The 21,549-nt window shown below is 36.6% G+C and carries 17 protein-coding genes; 4 read left to right on the top strand and 13 right to left on the bottom strand.

The features are described from left to right. Positions 1-44: 44 nt before the first annotated feature. The 3 genes from BLQ00_RS04980 to BLQ00_RS04990 form a co-directional block, all read right to left on the bottom strand. On the bottom strand, positions 45-2,171 hold the full coding sequence (locus tag BLQ00_RS04980; RefSeq protein ID WP_093141307.1) for a Tex family protein: 2,127 nt from the start codon (positions 2,169-2,171) through the stop codon (positions 45-47). 86 nt (positions 2,172-2,257) lie between these two features. Beyond that, positions 2,258-3,004, bottom strand: a complete 747-nt coding sequence (locus BLQ00_RS04985) for a LytR/AlgR family response regulator transcription factor (RefSeq protein WP_093141309.1) — start codon at positions 3,002-3,004, stop codon at positions 2,258-2,260. 9 nt (positions 3,005-3,013) lie between these two features. Continuing rightward, on the bottom strand, positions 3,014-4,801 hold the full coding sequence (locus tag BLQ00_RS04990) for a tetratricopeptide repeat-containing sensor histidine kinase (RefSeq protein ID WP_093141312.1): 1,788 nt from the start codon (positions 4,799-4,801) through the stop codon (positions 3,014-3,016). 164 nt (positions 4,802-4,965) lie between these two features. Between BLQ00_RS04990 and BLQ00_RS04995 the strand changes: the two genes are divergently transcribed. Further along, positions 4,966-6,093: a T9SS type A sorting domain-containing protein gene (locus BLQ00_RS04995; RefSeq protein WP_139149363.1), complete on the top strand. Its 1,128-nt coding sequence runs from the start codon at positions 4,966-4,968 to the stop codon at positions 6,091-6,093. Positions 6,094-6,241: 148 nt separating this feature from the next. On the opposite strand, the gene BLQ00_RS05000 is transcribed toward BLQ00_RS04995, so the two are convergent. Together BLQ00_RS05000 and metG are read right to left on the bottom strand one after the other, a co-directional pair. Continuing rightward, the gene (locus BLQ00_RS05000; RefSeq protein WP_093141317.1) at positions 6,242-7,693 is read right to left on the bottom strand and encodes a hypothetical protein; all 1,452 of its coding nucleotides are present in this window, start codon (positions 7,691-7,693) and stop codon (positions 6,242-6,244) included. A 23-nt stretch (positions 7,694-7,716) separates the two neighbouring features. Beyond that, complete coding sequence (metG, locus tag BLQ00_RS05005; RefSeq protein WP_093141320.1) at positions 7,717-9,786, bottom strand: methionine--tRNA ligase; 2,070 nt, start codon at positions 9,784-9,786, stop codon at positions 7,717-7,719. Positions 9,787-9,861: 75 nt separating this feature from the next. On the opposite strand from metG, the gene BLQ00_RS05010 reads away from it, so the two are divergent. Both BLQ00_RS05010 and BLQ00_RS05015 read left to right on the top strand, forming a co-directional pair. Continuing rightward, positions 9,862-10,761, top strand: a complete 900-nt coding sequence (locus BLQ00_RS05010; protein WP_093141323.1) for a S66 peptidase family protein — start codon at positions 9,862-9,864, stop codon at positions 10,759-10,761. 12 nt (positions 10,762-10,773) lie between these two features. After that, the gene (locus BLQ00_RS05015; RefSeq protein ID WP_093141325.1) at positions 10,774-11,133 is read left to right on the top strand and encodes a YraN family protein; all 360 of its coding nucleotides are present in this window, start codon (positions 10,774-10,776) and stop codon (positions 11,131-11,133) included. Between the two features lie 48 nt (positions 11,134-11,181). Here BLQ00_RS05015 and BLQ00_RS05020 read toward each other — a convergent pair whose 3' ends face one another. The 3 genes from BLQ00_RS05020 to mfd form a co-directional block, all read right to left on the bottom strand. Further along, positions 11,182-12,009, bottom strand: a complete 828-nt coding sequence (locus BLQ00_RS05020) for a helix-turn-helix domain-containing protein (RefSeq protein WP_093141328.1) — start codon at positions 12,007-12,009, stop codon at positions 11,182-11,184. A 219-nt stretch (positions 12,010-12,228) separates the two neighbouring features. Beyond that, complete coding sequence (locus tag BLQ00_RS05030; RefSeq protein WP_093141333.1) at positions 12,229-13,557, bottom strand: TlpA family protein disulfide reductase; 1,329 nt, start codon at positions 13,555-13,557, stop codon at positions 12,229-12,231. Positions 13,558-13,604: 47 nt separating this feature from the next. After that, on the bottom strand, positions 13,605-16,949 hold the full coding sequence (mfd, locus tag BLQ00_RS05035) for a transcription-repair coupling factor (RefSeq protein ID WP_093141335.1): 3,345 nt from the start codon (positions 16,947-16,949) through the stop codon (positions 13,605-13,607). Between the two features lie 222 nt (positions 16,950-17,171). Here mfd and BLQ00_RS05040 point away from each other — a divergent pair, with 222 nt between their 5' ends. Continuing rightward, entirely contained in the window at positions 17,172-17,597 is a 426-nt protein-coding gene (locus BLQ00_RS05040) for a tellurite resistance TerB family protein (protein ID WP_093141338.1), read from the top strand. A gap of 5 nt (positions 17,598-17,602) precedes the next feature. Here the strand turns inward: BLQ00_RS05040 and BLQ00_RS05045 are convergent, their stop codons facing one another. Genes BLQ00_RS05045 through BLQ00_RS05065 form a run of 5 tightly spaced genes read right to left on the bottom strand, consistent with a single transcriptional unit; the run spans position 17,603 to position 21,535 of the window. Continuing rightward, positions 17,603-19,123 carry an ATP-binding response regulator gene (locus BLQ00_RS05045; RefSeq protein WP_093141340.1) on the bottom strand — a complete coding sequence of 507 codons (1,521 nt, stop codon included), beginning with the start codon at positions 19,121-19,123 and terminating at the stop codon, positions 17,603-17,605. A gap of 3 nt (positions 19,124-19,126) precedes the next feature. Continuing rightward, positions 19,127-19,612 carry a Rab family GTPase gene (locus tag BLQ00_RS05050; protein ID WP_093141343.1) on the bottom strand — a complete coding sequence of 162 codons (486 nt, stop codon included), beginning with the start codon at positions 19,610-19,612 and terminating at the stop codon, positions 19,127-19,129. 31 nt (positions 19,613-19,643) lie between these two features. Then, positions 19,644-20,240, bottom strand: coding sequence for a hypothetical protein (locus tag BLQ00_RS05055; RefSeq protein ID WP_093141345.1), 597 nt, complete (start codon positions 20,238-20,240; stop codon positions 19,644-19,646). Next, positions 20,237-20,731, bottom strand: a complete 495-nt coding sequence (locus tag BLQ00_RS05060; RefSeq protein WP_093141347.1) for a Rab family GTPase — start codon at positions 20,729-20,731, stop codon at positions 20,237-20,239. The genes BLQ00_RS05055 and BLQ00_RS05060 overlap by 4 nt, the downstream gene beginning before the upstream one ends. Further along, the gene (locus tag BLQ00_RS05065; protein WP_093141349.1) at positions 20,732-21,535 is read right to left on the bottom strand and encodes a cell envelope biogenesis protein OmpA; all 804 of its coding nucleotides are present in this window, start codon (positions 21,533-21,535) and stop codon (positions 20,732-20,734) included. Positions 21,536-21,549: the final 14 nt, after the last annotated feature.

Genomic DNA, 21,549 nt, shown 5'->3' on the forward strand with positions numbered 1-21,549 from the left:
CCGTATGAGACTGAATGCGCTGAGAAAATTTTTCAGCGCATTTTTTATTTATGAAGCTTTAACTGAATTCGTTTTCGTGCAACATCAACTTCCAGGACTTTTACAATAATTTGCTGGTGCAAATGAACGTATTCGCTCACGTCTGAAACAAACGAATCTGATAGGTTTGACACGTGAATTAATCCGCTTTCTTTGACTCCAATATCTACAAAACACCCAAAATTAGTGATGTTATTTACGATTCCAGGTAACAATTGCCCTTCCTGTACATCTTGAATGGTTTTGATGTTTTGGTTAAACGTAAATACTTTGGCTTCTTCCCGAATGTCTAATCCCGGTTTTTCCAATTCGCTTAAAATATCTTTTAATGTTGGGAGTCCGATGGTGTCAGTACAGTATTTTTCAGGTTTGATCTTTTGAAGTAAAGACTTATTTCCTATAAGTTCTGAAACAGCTACTTTTTCATCTTTCGCCATTTTTTGCACTACGGAATAACTTTCAGGATGCACAGAAGAATCGTCTAACGGATTTTTGGCGTCTTTAATTCGTAAGAACCCTGCGGCCTGTTCGAAGGCTTTTCCGCCCAATCTCGGCACTTTTTTTATTGCTGTTCGAGAGGGAAATGCCCCATTTTCATCCCGATACGAAACAATATTTTCGGCCAGTTTCGGACCAATTCCAGACACATAACTCAGTAAGGAAGTACTTGCGGTATTGACATTAACACCCACGGCATTCACACAATTTGCAACCACAGTGTCTAATGACGTTTTCAATTTTCCTTGATCTACATCGTGCTGGTATTGTCCTACACCAATAGACTTCGCATCAATTTTCACCAACTCGGCCAATGGATCTTGTAACCGACGTCCGATAGAAACCGAACCACGAACCGTAACATCGAAATTAGGAAATTCGTCCCGCGCAATTTTAGAGGCTGAATAAATAGAAGCGCCGGCCTCACTCACGACAAACACTTGAATATCGCGATTAAAACGTATTTTTCGGATCACCGCTTCCGTTTCTCGTGAAGCAGTTCCGTTTCCAATAGCAATGGCTTCAATTTTATAGGCATCGACCAATGAATTTATCTTTTTAATCGCACCCGTAACATCATTTTTAGGCGCGTGCGGATAAATATTTTCATTGTGTTTGAGGCTACCCTGTGCATCCAAACAAACAACTTTACAACCTGATCTAAATCCAGGGTCTATCGCCAATACTCGTTTTTCGCCCAAGGGTGAACCGAGTAATAGTTGCTTTAAGTTTTTAGTAAACACAAGTATGGAAGCGGCATCTGCCTTTTCTTTGGCAAGCTGAAGCGTTTCATTAGACAAGGCAGGAAATAACAATCGTTTGTAAGCATCTTCAATCGCTAAACGAATTTGAGTTGCGCATTCGTTTTGAGAACGAATGATTCGGTTTTCTATATTAGACAGTGCTTTCTCGTCGTCTATTTCAATTTTTAAGCGAATAAATCCTTCCGAAGTAGCTCTTAAAATGGCCAATAAACGGTGTGACGGAATTCTACTTAAACTTTCGTTCCAGTCGAAATAGTCTTTAAATTTCTGTGCTTTTTCGTCGTTGGCTTTTGTTTTTACCACTTTAGTGGCAATTAAAGCATAGCGTTCTAGTTGATTTCGGAGTGTGTTTCGAATGTCGGTACGTTCGTTGATCCATTCAGAAATAATATGTCGGGCACCTTCTAAAGCTTCTTCTTCGGAAGCTATTTCGCCTTTTACAAACCGCAAAGCTGTAGCATCAAGATCGTTGTTAGACTGGCTCATAATCATTTTTGCCAGTGGCTCCAATCCGTTTTTACGCGCCGTTTCTGCCTTTGTTTTTCGCTTCTTTTTGAAGGGTAAATACAAATCTTCTAAGGTGATCAGGTCGGTGGTGTCGTTTATTTTTTTCTGAAGCTCAGGCGTTAGCGCATCTTGTTCTTCAATCGCTTTTAGAATGGTCGCTTTTCGTTTTTCTAAGGTTTCAAATTGTTCTTTACAGTTTACAATAGCTTCAATTTGTACCTCGTCTAAATTTCCAGTTCGCTCTTTTCGGTAGCGAGAAATAAACGGAATGGTACAATCTTCATTCAATAATTGAACGGTGTTTTTAACACTTTCTGAAGGAAGTTCGGTGTGGAAAATGATGTACTGAAGTAGTTGTGACATACCTTAAAATTACAAGCGATTTTTAAGGCAACAAGATACTGAAAAGCTTCTTTTTTCTATTGCTGAAATGCGGTTAATTGCAACGGTTATTTCAGTAGTTTTTGAAGAAACCCTTCCTTTCTACGCACGGCAACTTCAATGTTTTTACCGTCATTCATTTGTACGTATCCGCCTTTGCCTTTAAGGTATTTTTCAACGTAATTTAAATTGATAAGATGTGATTTGTGAATTCTGAAAAAATTCAGTGTTGGTAATACATCTTCAAAATGTTTTAAGGTTTTTGAAGCTGTTAAATGCTCACCGTTTTTTAGAGTAATATGAGTATAGTTGCCGTCCGATTCGCAACGAATTATTTCAGAAATAGCTACAAATACAAAACCGTCTAAGGTCGGAATCGCCATTTTTTTAAGTCCTTCCGTTTGTGTGGAGAGGTTGTGAAACAACACTTTGAGTTTGTTGGTGGTTTCTTCTAATGAATTCTTCTTCTGAAACTTTAGAACAGCCGCATCAAAATCGATTTTAGTAATCGGTTTCAGAAGGTAATCCAAAGCCGAATATTTAAAAGCATCAATTGCGTAGTTGTTGTGTGCGGTGGTGAAAATTACCTCAAAAGGAATGGTTGCTAATTTGTCTAAAAGATCAAAACCTGTCTGATCGTGTATTTGAATGTCTAAAAATACCACATCAGGTTGTACGGCTTCAATGGCTTTTATTCCGTCGTCCACTGTCGTATAAGTACCAAGTAATTGAATCGTACTTTCGTAAGGAACCAGCAGTTTTTTTATGCGCTCGGCGCAATGTGCTTCGTCGTCTATAAGGAGGGCTTTTAGCATAATTTTGAGTTAGAAACGGACTTCTAAAGGCAAGGTTAATTCTACTTTTACACCTTGTTCTTTGTCGCTAATTTTAAAGTTACTTTGTAGTTTTTGTAATGAATTGATAATATCTAATCGCGTTTTTGTGATTTTTATTCCCATGGAATTTTTTGTTGAATTTTTTTCACTTTCAGCTCTTCCTACGCCATCATCTTCAATTGAAATTACTAAGCTGTCTGTGTTTTTATGAACGTTGATAGTAATGGTTCCTTCGCTTTCTTTTTTTGAGATTCCATGCCAAATACTATTTTCAATAAAGGGTTGAGTAATTAGTGGCGGAACTAAAGTATCTTCCGAATCGATAGAAGGATCGATGTGAATAGAATACGTTAGTTTGTGTTTTAGACGAAGCGATTCTAGTTGCATATAGAGCTCCATTAATTCTAATTCTTCAGCAAGCGGAATCCATTTTTTTTCTGAATTTTCTAAAATAGAACGCATCAACTTCGAAAACATCGCTAAATACTCGTTGGCAGTATCGATGTCGTGAGTTTCCATATAATTGCTGATAGAATTTAGTGCATTGAAAATAAAGTGCGGATTCATTTGCGATCGCAAGGCTTTCAGTTCTGTTTCTGAAACTTTAGATTTAAAATCAGCACTATTTTTTTGTTCAATCGCATCGCGCCTCTTTTTGTAGAGAAAATACCCAATTATGGCGGCTAGGAGTATAAATATTCCACCAATAAGAAGACCTTTCTTGATTAGTTGTTGTCTTTTTAGTTCATCGTCGGCAATGGTTTGTTGGCGCTCTAACTGAAACTGCATTTCTTTCCGAGTTAGTTCGGCTCTTTTTTCTTCATTAATCACACTATCTCGTAATACAATGTGTTTTTGGTAGGCGTTGAGTGCTTTTTCGTACGCTCCTTTTTCTTTGTAAATAATGCTAAGTGCTTCCCATGAATCGGACTCCCAATCTAACGCTTTAGAAGCTTCCGCAAGTTTTAATGCTTCAAGACTATTAGATTCTGCAGCATCATATTCTTTCAGTAACATATTGATGTCTGCGATGTTATTTAGTGTCGCAGCTTCAACGTGGGAATTTTGTTGATCATGTGCAAGTACTCTGGCTTCATTGTAATATTCTAATGATTTTGGGTAGTCTTTTTTCCGTTTATACGCCAGGCCAAGATTATTGATAATGGAGGAAATGTAGAAATCTACGTTTTCAGCTTTGGCAAGTGTTAATGCCTCTTCTATATACTGAATGCCTTTGTCTATTTGGTCGGTTTCAGTATAGATGAGTCCTAGGTTTGTGAGCCCATTGATCTCGTTAATAGTGCTGGTTGCTTTTTTGGATAGTTTTAAATATTCCTCATAGCTGGAAATTGCCTTGTCATATTGTTTTAATTCGGCATAAATATTCCCTAGGTTGTTATGTAAACTTGCAATGAAAACGGGATCTAACGTTTGTGAAATTTTAAGTGCTTTCAAATAGCTTTCCATCGCTTTTACATAATTGGCCATCGAATAATACAACGTACCTTCTTGGCGTAATGCAAATCCGACCCCTTTTTTCCAATCAAGTTGGTTTGAAATGTCTAAAGCTTCAGCGACATAAGGAAAGGCTTCGTTTGGAGTATCGTAGGTCATATTCCAAGCGGTATTTATTAATAACTTCACCCGAATGGTATCTTTTTTTGGATGTGTTTTTAACTCGTTCCGAAGCGAATCTAATACACTGTTTTGCGCACTGCTCGAGAGTACAAATAGCAAAAAACATAGACACAAACAGAGGAATGTTCTAGAAGGCATTAAGGTGAGGTTAGTTGTTTTTTTAAAGTTATAAAATTTGAACGTTTATCCCTTTAATTACGACGTAAAATTGTGAAAAATACCCGTTTGCTAATTCAAACTAGTAAACATCGTACGTGAGTATTATCTTTAAAAGGAAGATTTATGAAGTAAAACAAATTGTTATGAGAAAATTCGCACTTAGTTTCTTGGTAATGCTCCTTTTTTGTTCGTCGTATGCGCAATTAAAACCGATTGATGTTCCTGAAGTTTGGGAAACAGAAGTTCTTGACTTTCCCACTCCTGGATGGAATTTGTTTTCTCGCGTTACCTATACCTTTAATTCAATTTGTTTGCCAACGGAAGCACTTGCAGAGGCATTAAATGTAACAACAGGAACCATCGAGAATGCTTCTTTTTTAGAGATTAGTTATAATTCAGATAATTTACCATCAGTAAGTATGGGCTCTAATTGGAATAGTACGACAAATCAATTTGAAGAAATTATTAGAACTACCTATGCTTATTCTGGAACAGTACTGCAAAGTGAAACCTATGCTTTTAAAGTAGGAAGCGCTTGGGAAGATTCTAATCGAAAACGATATACCTACGATTCGAATGGATTGTATGACGAAATTTTTGAAGAAGATTGGGATGGTAGCAGTTGGGTTCCAAATAAGAAAGAAACCTACACGCACAATGCTTCTGATTTATTTCAGGAGATTGTATTTTCAGAGTATGTGTCGGGTGGCTATGTCAATAACAAGCGAGAAACCTACACAAGCTATGTTGGCGATAACCTCACTGAAATGATTAAAGACGATTGGAATGGAAGCGCTTGGGAAGCCGATGAGAAAGAGGAATACAATTACGATGCGTCCAATTTCTTAGTGGAGTCTCTTTATTATGAATGGGACGGTTCGGAATATGATTTAGATGCTAGAGAAGTTCGAACCAACAATGCGCAAGGACAACCTACGGAAAGAGTCGTACAAAACAGAATGGGAAGTACGTGGCAGGACGAAACTAGAGGCACAAGAAGCTATCCGCCTTGTGCGTTGGCTATTTCTGAAGCAATGGGGGTTGATTTTAAGATGTATCCTAATCCAGCTTCTGAGCAGGTTATAGTCACTTTAAAAGAACAAACAGCCGCTACGATTCAGATTGTAGATAGTCAAGGAAAAATGCTTTACAATGCGCAATTTGAAGGGATAAGTCAGACGGTGCCTGTTTCAAAACTAAGCACAGGAATTTACTTTATAACCCTCACTACCGATCACGGAACCACCACCAAAAAAATGGTGAAACGATAAGGATTAATTTATCGTTGCACCATTTTCAACTCCGTCGGTATCTGGGTTTACAAACACCAATTTTCCGTCTAGAGGAAGTTGGATTTGAGAAAATAAAGGGTAGCAGCAGCTTCACAAAATAAAAGGTAAGAGGTATGAAATGGAGCCGTTACATTTTGATGATGCGATAATATTTATCTCGCATATTGAAATAACCAAAGTATAAGTTGTTATTGTGAAAGAAAACGTCTTCCGCAGTAATACGGTCAATATCCTTTTTGTACTCTTCTATTTTATCAAAGACATCAACCTCCACTTCTTTCTTTACATAATTGAAATCTTTATCGAAGTGAGTATTAAAAAATGTCGATTTAGTTGCTTCATGCATATTATAAGAATAAAAAGTAGGGTTGAATACCATAATTGGCATTCCACCAACACCAGTATTACCCACAGAGGTAAAGCCGCCGCCGCCCATCATCATCATTCCGCCACCGTTATTAGCAACAATTTTATATCCGCCAATGGTTGCAGTATATCCTGACGGGGTTTCATAAATGGTAATTCCCAATTTCCCAGAAGATACTTTTCTAAGAAATTTTGATGTTTCCTCCATTTCTCTTCGGTTTACAAAAGGAATAGCAGTCCCACCTTCCTGAATAATTGGAGAATTTTTTATTGCGATGGGTACTTCCTTTTCTAAATAGTATTCTTTGATGATTTCGCCGTCAAAATTTTTCACCTCAATCTTCATTTCCTCTTTGTTGCTTCCAAGTTGAATAATGTTATTGTCTAAAATAAATGAGTTGTATCTGGCAAATTCTTTTACCCTACCCTCAGGATATTTAAAAAAGTGGGTTGATAATTCTAAGGTTTTAAGGTCTAAAATAAAAAGACTGGTATTAGATTGCTCGTCATCATCAAATGTTAAATAAATTTTATTTTCATTCTGATAAAGCTTGGTTTTACTGGCCGCCTGCTCTATTGTAACGGGCACTCTATTGTCAATTTTTGTAATATTAGATTCTATTGGCGCAAAAAACATATGGGATTTTCTAGCTAATAACTTTTGATCTTTTTCAGGATCTCCAATTTCAACGGTATGTAAAATTTCAGGTTTTAGATCATTATTCAATGTCCGCAAGATAAATGCGTTTTCCGTGGTTGCAGAAATGATATAAGGTTGATTATTATATCGAACTGTTTCTAGAAATTTTTCATTGTCAAATTGAAAGTCTACTTCTATGCTTTCTCCTTGTTGTTTGTCAAAATCTATACTGAGGACGGCAAACTTCTTATACGAATTATTAGAAGCTAACAAATAATATTTATTGCCTATAACTTTATAATCTAGAAAGTTGTTGTATTTACTTTTAAGCGCATCTGTTTCAAAAGCTTTAATAAATTGAAAATTCTTATCAAATAACTTTGCGTATACCGTCTTTTTTTCAACTAAAACAAGAGCAAGATCCCCATTCATACTATTTGGCAATGAATAAGCATCTTTGTTTTTTATTAAATAATTACTTTCCTCAATTTTAAAAGAAAGCACCTCTTCTTGAGCATGAGTTAGAATTACAGCAAAAAATGCCATTATTGTTAATGCTACATTTTTTTTCATAAGTATGATTTGGGATAAAGGAATTAATTTATCGTTGCACCATTTTCAACTCCGTCAGTATCTGGATTTACAAACACCAATTTTCCGTCTGGAGTTTCTGTCATTAAAATCATTCCTTCGCTATCCACACCACGAAGGGCGCGAGGGGCAAGGTTGACCAATACGGTTACTTTTTTACCTACAATTTCTTCAGGCGTAAAACTTTCAGCAATTCCAGAAACAATAGTACGTACATCAATACCCGTATCCACTTTTAAGACCAATAACTTCTTTGCTTTTGGCATTTTTTCAGCTTCAATAATGGTTCCAACACGCATGTCAAGCTTGGTGAAATCATCAAACGTACAGGTGTCTTTTTGAGGGGTAACGGTTCTATTTGCTGCTTCGTTCATCTTTTTACTCGCTTCTAATTTTTCTAATTGTGCTTTTATTTGCTCGTCTTCAATCTTACTAAAAAGTAATTCGCCTTTTCCAATGGTATTCCCCGCTGGAAGTAAGTTTTCTTTTTCAGTAACATCATTCCAAGTTAGTGCTTCGGAAAGTTCTGTAAGACCTAACATTGTTTTCAATTTGTTAGATGTAAACGGAATAAAAGGTTCGCTTAAAACCGCCAATGCGGATGCAATTTGCAAGGCAACGTACATTACTGTTTTGGTTCGTTCTTCGTCCGTTTTAATAGTTTTCCAAGGCTCTTCGTCGGCAAGGTATTTGTTTCCTAAACGCGCCACATTCATTAATTCTGTTTGGGCTTCACGAAAACGGTAGCGTTCAATAGAACTTTCAATCACCGCTGGATAGGCTTGTAATTCTTTCAATGTTTGTACATCGATATCCGTAAAATCGGAAGCTTCTGGTACAACGCCATCGTAGTATTTGTTGGTTAACACAACCACGCGATTGATGAAGTTTCCGAAGATAGCCACCAACTCGTTATTATTTCTCGCTTGGAAATCATTCCACGTAAAATCATTGTCTTTCGTTTCTGGTGCGTTTGCAGTCAATACATAACGCAACACATCTTGTTGGTTTGGAAATTCTTCCAAATATTCGTGCAACCAAACCGCCCAGTTTTTACTCGTCGAGATTTTATTTCCTTCAAGATTTAGAAATTCGTTTGCCGGAACATTATTAGGTAAAATATAAGTCCCATCAGCTTTTAGCATGCTCGGAAAAATGATACAGTGAAAAACAATATTGTCTTTCCCTATAAAATGAAGCAATTTCGTGTCTTCGTCTTTCCAATACGGTTCCCAATCTTTTCCTTCGCGCTCTGCCCATTCTTTGGTCGCAGAAATGTAACCAATAGGAGCGTCAAACCAAACGTAGAGTACTTTACCTTCGGCACCTTCAACAGGAACGGGAATTCCCCAATCCAAATCGCGAGTTACCGCACGCGGACGTAAACCATCATCAATCCACGATTTACATTGTCCGTACACATTTGTTTTCCAATCTTTTTTATGAGAATCTAAAATCCATTCTTTCAACCAAGGTTCGTATTGGTCTAAAGGTAAAAACCAGTGTTTAGTTTCTTTTAGGGTAGGTACAGCTCCCGTAATCGCACTTTTCGGATTGATTAAATCGGTTGCATTATGAGAGGTTCCGCAGTTTTCACATTGGTCGCCATAACTTTCTTCATTTCCACATTTCGGACAAGTTCCTACCACAAAGCGGTCTGCCAAAAACTGATTGGCTTCAGCATCGTACAATTGCTCGGTAACTTCTTCAATAAATTTTCCGTCGTTGTAAAGTTTCTTGAAGAAATCGGAGGCCGTATCGTGGTGCACTTTTGCAGACGTACGCGAGTAATTATCGAAGGATATTCCGAAGTCTTCAAACGATTTTTTAATAATCGCATGGTACTTATCCACCACTTGTTGCGGTGTAATCCCTTCTTTCTTTGCTTTAATCGTAATAGGCACACCGTGTTCATCACTTCCGCAGACAAAAGCTACATCTCTGTTTTGAAGGCGTTGAAAACGTGCGTAAATATCTGCAGGCACATATACTCCCGCCAAATGACCAATATGAACCGGTCCGTTGGTGTAAGGTAATGCAGCAGTAATCGTATATCTTTTTGGGTCTTGACTCATAATTTTTGGAAAAGCACAAAATTACGGATAAATGTGCTAATTTGTGTGCTTTAGTATTTTTAGATTTTTCAAAAAATGATCACACCTCCTTCCTTACAAAAAGGCGACACTATAGCGATTGTTGCTACTGCCAGAAAAATAACGACGCAAGAGTTACAGCCTTTTTTGGCGTTGCTCTCCCAATGGGGACTTTCTTACGTTTTAGGAAGCACTATTAATGCGGAAGACCATCAGTTTGCAGGATCTGATGCCTTGCGAACAAAAGACCTTCAGAAGTACCTAGACGATCCTAAAATTAAAGCGATTTGGTGTGCGAGAGGTGGTTATGGAACGGTTCGGATTATTGATGCGTTGGATTTTTCAGCTTTCAGAAAAAATCCGAAATGGATCATTGGGTATAGCGATGTAACGGTGTTGCATTCGCATCTAAATGGCTTCGGAATTGAAACATTGCACGCCGATATGCCGTTGGAATTGACCCTTAAGTCTGAAGCTACGCGGACTACTGTGCATGAGGCGCTCTTCGGAAAGAAGTACGTTATTGAAGCTGCTTCAGAAAAAAGAAATAGACACGGCACGGCTGAAGGGGAATTGGTGGGTGGAAATTTATCGATTTTATATTCGCTACTCGGAAGCCCTTCAGACATACAAACTGACGGAAAGATTTTGGTGATTGAAGATTTGGACGAGATGTTGTATCACATAGATCGTATGCTACAAAATTTGAAGCGAAACGGACTGCTTAAAAATCTCAAAGGACTCATTGTTGGCGGAATGAATGCCATGCGTGACAATACCATTCCTTTTGGCAAAACCGCTGAAGAAATTATTTTGGACGCTGTTTCAGACTATAATTATCCAGTTTGTTTTAACTTTCCGGTAGGACATGTACCCGACAACAGAGCATTGATTTTAGGTAGAAATGCAAAATTACAAATCACAAACACAAGTATTACCCTTGATTTTTTTCACTAATCACAAAACCAAATGGCGTATCACAACGAATTAGGAAACATTGGCGAACAACTTGCGGTAGATCATCTCTTGGCTAAGGGGTATGTGATTTTGGAGCGTAATTTTAGATTCCAAAAAGCTGAAATTGACATTATAGCCCAAAAAGGGGACACCATTGCAGTTGTAGAAGTGAAAACGAGAAACAGTACCTTTTTTGGAGATCCTCAAGAGTTTGTCACCAAAGGAAAAATTAAGTTGTTGGTCAAAGCAGCGAACGAGTATGTCGTGTCTAACAACCTACAAGAAGAAGTTCGATTTGATATTATCGCGGTATTGAAAAACAAAACAACAGAAGAAATTACGCATTTTGAAAATGCATTTTATCATTTTTAACCTCTTTTGGTGGTAAGAATTTACACTACTTAGGTGTAAAGGGTCAACTTATGCTTGACACTTCTCTTTTACAAGCTCTCTAATTTTATACAAAAGAACAATCTGAAGAAAAACAGCTGGAATTAAAAATAGATACCCGAGCCAAACCAAAAATATAGTGACAAAAAAGAAGGAGCTAGCAATTTTTAACCCACCTGTAACAGTAGCGAGTTTGCCAGTTGAAGGAGCGATTCGAAGTAACACAAACCCGAAAAGTAGTCCCGCTAGTCCGTAAAACAGAGAATGAATTAGTACAACGTATTCGATGTAAAACAGTTCGTGGTAGAGTGAAATCATATCATAGAGGTAAAAAACAACATTGATTACTATTAATGCCAAGGCAGCGATTTTAAGTAAGTACTCATTGAAGATCTTACCAACGATATAAAACCCATGTATAAAGTACATGTAACACGCGAGAATAATAAATTTTAGACTTATATACCCGCCTTTTCCTAGGATGAGGTCTTCTTCATAAAAGCGGGCGTAATCTACTGCAAATTCTACAAACCCAGTTAGGAAATAGATAAGGCCACAAATCCATGCAATATTGAGATGTGTTTGAAAAAAAGCTGCTTGTCGCGAGTTTATAATTTCAGGAAAAATAGAGTTGTTGTTTTTCGTATCTGTTTCAGAAGCCGTTTTCAATTCATTAAAATCAAAGTCTAAGACATTAAATATCGACTTTAAGGTATAGCTTCTGGGTGTTACTTCTCCAGCTTCAATTCGTTGTATGGTTCGAACATTAATGTTGCATAAATCAACAAGCTCTTCTTGGGTAAGTCCTTTTTGCTTCCGAAGTTCTTGTATTTTTTGACCAAGTTCAGGCTGTCTCATAACGAATAAATTTATAGGGCAATACTACGATGGAAGTAGAAATAGCACAAAATTTTGAACTGAATTATACCCGACATTCTCCCGACATTTCGATAAAACACAAGCCTAGCACCTTATTAATACTCTTGCAAACTGAAGTTAGCTCTTCAATGAAACGATGTGATAGGGATGATTGTAATTTTAAAATTACTGTTTCTCTCTTTTTAAAAACGGGCAAGTTTACTTAGAAGGTGCTTCCAATAATTTTATAAGTTCTTCGGTACTTTCAGGCTTTGCGATGATTTGCTTTTTTTCGTCTAATAAGAAAAAACTAGGCGTTGAATCTACGGCGTATTTGTTTCCGATTTCATTTTCCCACTTACCCAGTCCTAAAACATTGGTGAAGTCTGGATAATCATAAATTCTGTTTTTCCAATCATAGGGTTCCTCTTCCAATCCTACTGCAATAACTTTTACCGAACCAGGCTCAAGACCTTTTAAAGAGGTGTGCAATTTTGGCATTTCCTTTAAACAATGTGAGCAAGCGCTACTCCAAAAAGCAACTACGTATTTTTGGGCACCTTCAACAGTGTAGAGTGATTCAGATACTGTTTTTCCCTCTTTTTCTTCATTCCAAGAAAAATCGGGTGCTTTTACGCCAATCGATAGGTTTTTAAACAAAGTAAGTTCTCGAACCATTTCAGTATCGTTAAGGGATTGACTCACCGGAATTAAATAATTTTCAGCAATATAATTGGCGGTCGGAATTCGGTTTACATCTACAAATTTTTCCCATAACCGTTGTAATAAAGCTTGCTGAAAAGAAGGTTCCGTATTTTGAATCTGCCCAAAAACAGTATCAATGTTGTTTTCATAAGCGGTTGGAAGGTTGTCGTCCTTGCCTACAAAACCTTGAATGTAATTGAAGCAATACGCTCCTAAAAATCGAGACGACTGAAGGGTTGTATTGTTAAAATCGATGTTTTTAAAATAGTTTGTTTTCGCGTTTGCAATGTATTCTTCAATCGTTTCTGGTTTCGATGGAATGTACGGTTTGTTAGCTTTAATAAAATGAGAAGCGATGGTGCCTTCACTTGCGTTTTCAAATTCATTCTGAAGGGTTTCTAATACCTGAAATGATTTTTTTACAGCCTTGTATCCATTCGCATACTGTTTGTTGATTTCAGTTTGAACCTTAGACATTTCAGCTTCATACGAAGCCAAAAGCATGTTTTCATTAGAGGCCGTATAAACCGCTCCTTCACTTTCAGTAAACGTAAGTTCAATGTCTTCTTCGCCATTGTAAATAATATCAAAATTGAATATCTCCTGAGGGAGCGCATATACCAAACGATACATTCCTTTGGTAACGGTACTATCTAATTGAAGGGTGAATTTTCCTTCTTTATCAACTTCAGTATTCGTTGTGTAAAGCGAATTAGTAGGCGACACCTTATATAAAATTGCCCATTTAAAATCTTCAGCAGGACTAAACGTTCCTTTTATAGTGTGTTGTGCAGTAGCAAACAACGGAAAAAGTAAAGCGGTAAAAAGTATTTTTCTAAACATAACTGTAAATATAGGTAATGTAGTTAAGGTTTTGTTTTAAACAAGAATTAGACCATAAAAATTGATATTGCTTGTAAAGCCCTTTCTACAGAATTTATATGATCGAAAGTGATAAGCAATCGTAAGCCACTTCGAGTTTGTTTCTCCTTCATAGTGAAAATGTTTGAATGACTTTGTGCTAGTTGAAGCACTCTTGAGAAAGAAGGACTTTGGTAAAAAGCACTTTGCTGATCGGCAATAAAATATCCTATCATTTTCCCTTTTTTCATAAGAAGTCGCTCCACACCTATACTGCTCGCAATCCATTTTATTCGAACACTATTTAGCAACGCAACCACCTGTTCTGGGATTTCACCAAAACGATCGACTAACTCAGCTTCAAATTTTTGTAATTCAGCTTCTGTTTTAAGATCTCCTAATTTGCTGTAAAGATTTAAACGTTCTGTAATATTGTTTACATAATCGTCTGGAAACAACAATTCGAAATCAGTATCGATCACGGTTTCTTTTACAAATACCTTGTCTTCAGGGTTTGTTTCTTCATACAAGCCTTTAAATTCTTTCTCTTTCAGTTCTTCAATGGCTTCCGCAAGAATTTTTTGATAGGTATCGAAACCAATTTCATTGATAAATCCGCTTTGTTCTCCTCCTAGAATATCTCCAGCACCGCGAATTTCCAAATCTTTCATGGCAATGTTCAATCCGCTACCCAATTCACTAAACTGCTCCAATGCTGTAATACGTTTTCGGGCATCGTCGGTCATGGCAGAATACGGCGGTGTAATAAAGTAACAGAATGCTTTTTTATTGCTACGACCTACACGACCTCGCATTTGGTGCAAGTCGGAAAGCCCAAAATTATTGGCGTTGTTAATGAAAATTGTATTGGCATTTGGTACATCTAAACCACTTTCAATAATGGTGGTAGAGACAAGCACATCAAATTCGTTGTTCATAAATGCAAGCATTAATTGCTCTAGTTTTTTTCCGTCCATTTGTCCGTGACCAATTCCAATTTTAGCATCGGGAACGAGTCGCTGAATCATTCCGGCAACTTCTTTTATGTTTTCGATACGGTTGTGCACAAAAAATACTTGTCCGCCACGCGAAATCTCATATCTCACGGCATCGCGAATGCTTTCTTCGGAAAATCGAATTACATTGGTTTCGATAGGATAACGATTTGGTGGTGGCGTGGTTATTACCGAAAGATCTCTAGCAGCCATCAAACTAAATTGAAGCGTTCTCGGAATAGGAGTTGCAGTAAGCGTTAAGGTATCTACGTTTTCTTTAATCGTTTTTAATTTGTCTTTTACAGCAACCCCAAATTTTTGTTCCTCGTCAATAATAAGCAATCCAAGATCTTTAAAATCGACAGCTTTGTTCACCAACTGATGGGTTCCAATCACAATATCCAGTTTTCCGCTGGTTAAATCTTCTAATACTTTTTTACGCTCTTTTGCGGTTCTAAAACGGTTGAGGTAATCTACAGTCACTGGCATTTCTGCGAGTCGTTCAGAAAAGGTTTTGAAATGCTGAAACGCTAAGATGGTTGTAGGCACAAGTACCGCAACTTGTTTCCCGTTATCTACTGCTTTAAACGCAGCTCGAACAGCAACTTCTGTCTTTCCGAAGCCAACATCACCACACACCAATCGATCCATAGGACGATCACTTTCCATATCGCGTTTAATATCGTCGGTGGCAGTTACTTGATCTGGGGTGTCTTCATAAATAAACGACGATTCTAATTCATGTTGTAAATACGAATCTGGATCGTAGGTAAATCCTTTTTGCAAGCGTCGTTTCGCGTATAATTCGATAAGATTGAAGGCAATAAGCTTGACTCTTGCCTTTGTTTTTTGTTTTAAAGTTTTCCAAGCTGCACTTCCTAGTTTGTAAATTTTTGGAGGCGCTCCATCTTTCCCGTTGTATTTCGAAATTTTATGAAGCGAATGAATGCTGAGGTATAAAATGTCGCGTTCACCATAGATAAGTTTGATGGCTTCTTGTTTTTTACCTTCCACATCAATTTTTTGGAGTCCGCCAAATTTTCCAATTCCGTGGTCAATATGCGTTACATAATCGCCAATTTCGAGGTTGGTAAGTTCTTTGAGGGTAATGGCTTGTTTTTTAGCATACCCATTTTTAAGTTGAAATTTATGATACCGTTCAAAAATTTGATGATCGGTATAACACACATTTTTATTTATAGCGTCTATAAACCCTTGGTGAAGTGGGAATACCACCGTTTCGTATTGTGTAACTTTTTGATCGGCATCTTCAAAAATATCGTGAAAGCGTTTCGCCTGTTGTTCGCTACTACAGAAAATATAGTTTTTGTATCCTTCGGAAGCGTTTGCGTTTAAGTTGTCTATTAGCAAATTAAACTGTTTGTTGAAAGAAGGCTGTGGCAGTGTGTTAAACGTAATATTGCTATTTGACGATGATGTATCTTTATTATTGAGTGTAACAGTAGTAAATTCTGAAAGTTGTAGTTGAAGTAAAGACGCGGTACAGAACAGTTGTTCGGGTGGCGCCATTTTCACTTCTCCTTTTGCTTCATTAAAAGCGGTAGTTGCTTTTTTGAAAAGACTGTCGATACTTGAGTTAAAAAGCTCTTTGTTTTTTAAGAAAACAACCGTTTTTGAAGCGATATACTTTAAAAAACTCTCGCGACTTTCGTCCACCATTTTGTTTTCTACATTCGGAATGATAGAAATCTTTTTCAATTGGTCTAGCGACAATTGTGTTTCTACATCGAAGGTTCGGATGCTATCGACATCGTCTCCAAAAAACTCAATACGATACGGTTCGTCATTGCTAAAGGAGAACACGTCTAAAATTCCACCGCGAATAGAAAACTCACCAGGTTCGGTCACAAAATCGGTGCGTTTAAAGCGATATTCGAATAGAACCTCGTTCACAAAATCGATGGATAAGCTATCGTCAACGGCAATTTTTAAGGTGTTTCGTTCCAATTCTTTTCGAGTCACTACTTTTTCGAAGAGTGCTTCAGGATAGGTAACAATTAGCGACGGTTTTTTTCGAGAATTGATTCTATTTAATACTTCCGAACGAAGTAAAATATTGGCGTTATCGGTTTCTTCAATTTGGTAGGGTCTGCGGTAGCTTCCAGGGTAAAATAAAACATGCTGATCGCCCAACAAGTTTTCAAGGTCGTTGAGGTGATACGCCGCTTCTTCTTTATCGTTAAAAATAAGGAGGAAGGGTTTTTCCGAAGTTTTAAAAACACTCGCGGTTACTAACGAAACGGAAGATCCGACGAGTCCAGAAACAGTAATATTTGGTTCAGAATTGGAAATAGCATCCCCTAGTTTTCGGGTTTGCGAAGACTTTGCAAAAAGCGAAGTAACAAGGGCTTTGCTCATAGGCTTCAAAGGTAATTTAACGGGCTAGTTTTTCAAAACCAAAGCTTCATTTATTACAGTAATATGCTTCTTTTTTATTTCTGAAAGGTATCGTGCTTGTGTTTATAGGAGATGCGCTTGTTTTATCTTTTTGTTATTTTTTTGAAAGTTGTATTTTTTTCCGAAGTAATTACAAGGATAATATGAATTACAAATTTTATATTTGCAGTATAAATTTGAACTATGTCATTTACAGATCTATTTGAAAGCGGAGAACATAAAAGAAACCTTGGACATTTTGCGTCTATAGCAAATATAGCTTCAGTGGACGGAGCCATTAATGCTGAGGAAGAAAAAATGTTGAAACGTTTTGCCCGAAAGTTAGATATTGAGGAGGCGGAATATTTAGAGGTGTTAAAAAACCCTTCTAAGTATCCAATCAATCCTCCAAATAATTCAGAGAAGCGTTTAGAGCGTATGCACGACTTATTTGAAATGGTTTTTGCAGATCACGAAATAGAAGACAACGAGCGTGTTTTAATTGAAAAATATGCTATCGGGTTAGGGTATTCGGAAGCTTTAGCTGAAAAACTAATTAAGCGATCTATCGAAATTTATAGTGGAGGTCTTGATTTGGAAGACTACCAATATCTTCTTAATAAGAAATAATCGTTTTAGCGCATCAAGCTATCGACTCTAGAAAATAATTCTTTTTTAGTATATGGTTTTGATAAGAAAGATGACGCCCCAGCTTTGAGGGTGTTTTCTTGTTCTTCTTTCATGGAACTTCCGCTTACTACTAAGATAGGGATTTCATTAAGTGCTTTGTTGGCGTTTGTTCTAATTTTCAGGATAAGATCGTTTCCAGTCATGTCTGGTAACATCGATTTAAGGAGTACTAGGTTGTACTTTCTTTTTTCAAGTATTTCTAATGCTTGCGCTCCGTCTTTGGCAATGTCTATTAAAAAACCATCATCGTTGTCGAGAAAGGTTTTCATAATAAGCATTTGATTGATTTTTTCGTTTTCTACCACTAAGATTCGCTTGCTCAACACAATTCCTGTCCCTTTTGGAACGGATTTCTTTTGGTGCTTTTTCTTTTCTCGTACTACAAAAGGCAATGTGATTTGATAGGTTGTCCCTTCGCCCACGGCACTTTCAATTTTTATCGTTCCATTTAGTACTTTGGTCAGTTCTTTTACAATTTTTAGGCCTAACCCTTCGCCCATTGGTCCGCTCTCTGCAAATTCAAGCTGATGGTATGAGTCGAAGATATAAGGAAGGTCGTCTTTGTGAATTCCTTTTCCAGTATCTGTAATGGTAAAAAGCAAAGATGCAGTTGCGGTTTCTTTCACCATCTTTTTTAGTGAAATAGTGATAGAAATAGACCCTTCTTTTGTGTTTTTAAATGCGTTTTCAATAAGGTTAAAAAGAATTTGATTTAACCGTGTAGGATCACCAGATAGACGCGTAGGAACGTTTTTGTCTATTTGCTGAAGTAATGCAACAGTTTTAGTATCGTATTTTAATTGAAAATGCTTTAATAAGCTGTTTGTTATTTGTGTGAGGCTAAAAGGAATATTTTTAAGCTCTGTAACCCCTTTTTCTATTTTAGAAATATCTAATAAATCATCCAGTAACACTTTTAAGTGTGTTCCTGTTTTGTTCATTACATTTAGCGCTTCTTTTTGTTCGTAATTAAGCTTGGTTTTCTCTAAAATTTCCATGAACCCAAGTAAATTATTTAGTGGGTTTCTAATTTCGTGATTTAGGTGAGCTAAAAACTTATTTTTTAATTCTTCTTTGGCAACAAGAATGTCGCGTTCAAAACCGAGTTTGTTTTTTAAAATAGACGCCTCATTTTTTTCTTGAACTAAGGGTTGCGACTCGTTATAATGTTCAGTAAAATCAAAGACCAATACATATATTTTGCCTTCTTGATGCAATACATCAACATCGGCGATAATTATTGTGTTTTCCATGTTTAAGTTAACACATGGAAAATGAACTTTTTCTGAAACCGTTTCAAAAAGAGGTACAATCGCTTCAAAGAAGGGGTGTGTATCTGAAATAAAATGGTCGTTAGGGATGTTAAAAAGCGTATTGTCACTTTGAATAATCTTCCCTTCAGAAGAAACTTCAATAATTTGAATTTTTGAATTGTATAGGGTTTCTTTAAATTTACTAATATCCATAAGTTAACGTAGTTGTTTCGTAATTTTCAGAAAGACATTTTCAACATTATCACCCTCTTTAGCACTTGTAAACTCGCAGTCTTTGAATGGCTCCTGCTTGAAAAAGTCTTCAACGTGTTCGGAGGTAATTAAATCAGATTTGTTTCCTACCACAGCAACTGGAATTTTGCTGTAATTTTCCTTCAGAAAATCCATTTCTTCTGCTAAGTTTTGAAAGGTTTCTGGGCGTGTTACATCAAATACATATAGAAACCCATGCGAGCCGGCTAGATAGGAGGCTCTGGCTTTAGATATGGAGGTGTTTCCTTCAATATCCCAAAGGATAAGAGTTATCTTTTCTCCATCTATTTCTACTTCTTTTTTCTTTACGTGAACGCCAAGGGTAACAAGGTAGTCTTCGCTAAAAACGCTATCTACAAAGCGTCTAACTAAACTGGTTTTGCCGACACCAAAGTGTCCTAACATAACTATTTTTTTTGACAGGGACATATAAGTTAGATTTTAAGCAAGTATAAAGAAATTAATTTAAATCGTTTCTTACGTCGTCCTTTAATTGAATGGATTTTTGGTGTAAGAGGGTCGAATTGTCTTTAATTTTTTTAAGTAAAGCGGTTTGCTTTTCGTCAAGATTTGTTTTTTGTAATTTTTCTATATCGGAAACAATATCCTGAAGTTTTTGAACAATCTTAGCGTCAATACGGTCTTGTATATATTCAAAGTACGCTCTTTTTTCTTCGGAATATTTTGTAGTTAATTCATACGCTTGCTCGTTAAGCATTGCTTTCTTTTTTTCTTGAGCTGCGTCGTGCAAATGTTCATAATGACTTGAATAATCAAACAATAAAATGGCTAGAAAGCCTATTTCTTTTTTAATTGTAATATCACAAATAACGTCACTATTAATAATGTCTAATTGTACACAAGGGAATGCCAAGCTATTTGTAGAGCCATCGGTTAATTCGTCTTTTAAGGATTCAAAAAATGGATGCACATCAAATAGATTTTGACCCACCGAAAGCTCTATAATGGTATTGCTGCTTTGAGTAATCTTACCATTTAGGTCGGCATGAATTTCTTGTACTTTATTAGAAAAATAAGAATTGTTAGGATGTGTCATAGTGTCTCTAGGTTTTTAGCTAAATCCATAAATAACTCAGTTACTCCTTCACCTGTTTTAGCGCTTACGACGCCATGAATGTCTATGTCTTTATTTTTGAGGTATTCTAAGACATTTTTAGGATTTTTCTCGTCAGATTTATTTCCTACGGTTCGCAAGAGAACTTTTGGATAGTTTTTTTTAAAAAAATTTATTTCTTCGTCAAGACTGTAATACGTTACGGGTCTTGTGATATCAAAAACATGAATAAATGCATTAGAGCCTAGTAAATACGAAGGTCTCGTTTTTGTTACAGAAGAGAAACCTTCTAAATCCCATATAATCATAGACATGGTGTTTCCAGAAGGCAACGTAATATGTTTCTTTTTAATTTGGACGCCAAGTGTTGTTTTGTAATCTTGAATAAATTCGTTTGTTATAAAACGACGTAATAGCGACGTTTTCCCAACTCCAAACTGACCAAGCAAAACTATTTTTTTTATACTCTCCATTTAAAAATGTGTTTTTAAAATATCATCAATCGCTTCTTTGGTAAGAATAGAGATTTGTGGGGAAAGGCTTTTAGATAGTTTTAATAATTTATTTTCTAACTTATTTTCAAAACTGCGGGAATAGGATCCAGAAATAACAACCGCAATGTAATACGTATGAAAGTTTTGAATATGAATGGTGTACAGTTCATATTCTATGGCCTCTAGGTTTTGAGTACCTCCTTCAAAAGCATCTTCTACAAAGCTTTTAATAGCGGTTAACATTCCAGAAATCATGTCTTTATCTACGGTAGCAGTATTGCTGTGATTTCCTAATAATATTCCAGAGCCTTTTTGAATAATAAAGACTTCACTGATGGTGGGTGCATCGAGCTCGGTAAGTAGTAAGTCACTTTCCTTTACTCCTGTAAATTTAGCGCGTAATTTTCGTTTAAAAGAATTTACAGAAAAGGTGTCGTTTACTTTCTTATTCATGGTTTCAGAAAGCAACTTAATCTCGTTTTGAATGTAGCGTTTAATCATTTTTCCCATAATTGGGTACAATGCTTCTACAACACGTTCTTTGGAGTTTTCTATTTCGTCTTTAAGGGTTTGAGTAATTACAGGGCCGAGTGATGTAGGGATTTCAGAAACAAATACTTTAAGTCGATCTTCAATAATTGGATTTACTTTTTCTGAAAGCTTTTCTTGTTTTTCAAGTGTTTCAGATATTTTTTCTATCCGTTGGTTTATGGCATGGGCAACCTCTCTGTCGTCTATTAACAGAATATCCCTTAGAAGTTGTAACCTGTCTTCTTCAACCATATATTACTTAAAAA

This window comes from Ulvibacter litoralis, from assembly GCF_900102055.1.
Taxonomy (GTDB): Bacteria; Bacteroidota; Bacteroidia; order Flavobacteriales; family Flavobacteriaceae; genus Ulvibacter; species Ulvibacter litoralis.

What these genes read in the sequence shown, in the direction of transcription:
- BLQ00_RS05015 (WP_093141325.1), top strand. Translation starts at nt 10,774, where the DNA reads ATGGCGTATCACAACGAATTAGGAAACATTGGCGAACAACTTGCGGTA.
- BLQ00_RS05045 (WP_093141340.1), bottom strand. Translation starts at nt 19,123, where the DNA reads ATGGATATTAGTAAATTTAAAGAAACCCTATACAATTCAAAAATTCAA.
- BLQ00_RS04990 (WP_093141312.1), bottom strand. Translation starts at nt 4,801, where the DNA reads ATGCCTTCTAGAACATTCCTCTGTTTGTGTCTATGTTTTTTGCTATTT.
- BLQ00_RS05055 (WP_093141345.1), bottom strand. Translation starts at nt 20,240, where the DNA reads ATGACACATCCTAACAATTCTTATTTTTCTAATAAAGTACAAGAAATT.
- BLQ00_RS05065 (WP_093141349.1), bottom strand. Translation starts at nt 21,535, where the DNA reads ATGGTTGAAGAAGACAGGTTACAACTTCTAAGGGATATTCTGTTAATA.
- BLQ00_RS04985 (WP_093141309.1), bottom strand. Translation starts at nt 3,004, where the DNA reads ATGCTAAAAGCCCTCCTTATAGACGACGAAGCACATTGCGCCGAGCGC.
- BLQ00_RS05020 (WP_093141328.1), bottom strand. Translation starts at nt 12,009, where the DNA reads ATGAGACAGCCTGAACTTGGTCAAAAAATACAAGAACTTCGGAAGCAA.
- BLQ00_RS04995 (WP_139149363.1), top strand. Translation starts at nt 4,966, where the DNA reads ATGAGAAAATTCGCACTTAGTTTCTTGGTAATGCTCCTTTTTTGTTCG.
- BLQ00_RS05000 (WP_093141317.1), bottom strand. Translation starts at nt 7,693, where the DNA reads ATGAAAAAAAATGTAGCATTAACAATAATGGCATTTTTTGCTGTAATT.
- BLQ00_RS05060 (WP_093141347.1), bottom strand. Translation starts at nt 20,731, where the DNA reads ATGGAGAGTATAAAAAAAATAGTTTTGCTTGGTCAGTTTGGAGTTGGG.
- BLQ00_RS04980 (WP_093141307.1), bottom strand. Translation starts at nt 2,171, where the DNA reads ATGTCACAACTACTTCAGTACATCATTTTCCACACCGAACTTCCTTCA.
- BLQ00_RS05010 (WP_093141323.1), top strand. Translation starts at nt 9,862, where the DNA reads ATGATCACACCTCCTTCCTTACAAAAAGGCGACACTATAGCGATTGTT.
- mfd (WP_093141335.1), bottom strand. Translation starts at nt 16,949, where the DNA reads ATGAGCAAAGCCCTTGTTACTTCGCTTTTTGCAAAGTCTTCGCAAACC.
- BLQ00_RS05050 (WP_093141343.1), bottom strand. Translation starts at nt 19,612, where the DNA reads ATGTCCCTGTCAAAAAAAATAGTTATGTTAGGACACTTTGGTGTCGGC.
- metG (WP_093141320.1), bottom strand. Translation starts at nt 9,786, where the DNA reads ATGAGTCAAGACCCAAAAAGATATACGATTACTGCTGCATTACCTTAC.
- BLQ00_RS05040 (WP_093141338.1), top strand. Translation starts at nt 17,172, where the DNA reads ATGTCATTTACAGATCTATTTGAAAGCGGAGAACATAAAAGAAACCTT.
- BLQ00_RS05030 (WP_093141333.1), bottom strand. Translation starts at nt 13,557, where the DNA reads ATGTTTAGAAAAATACTTTTTACCGCTTTACTTTTTCCGTTGTTTGCT.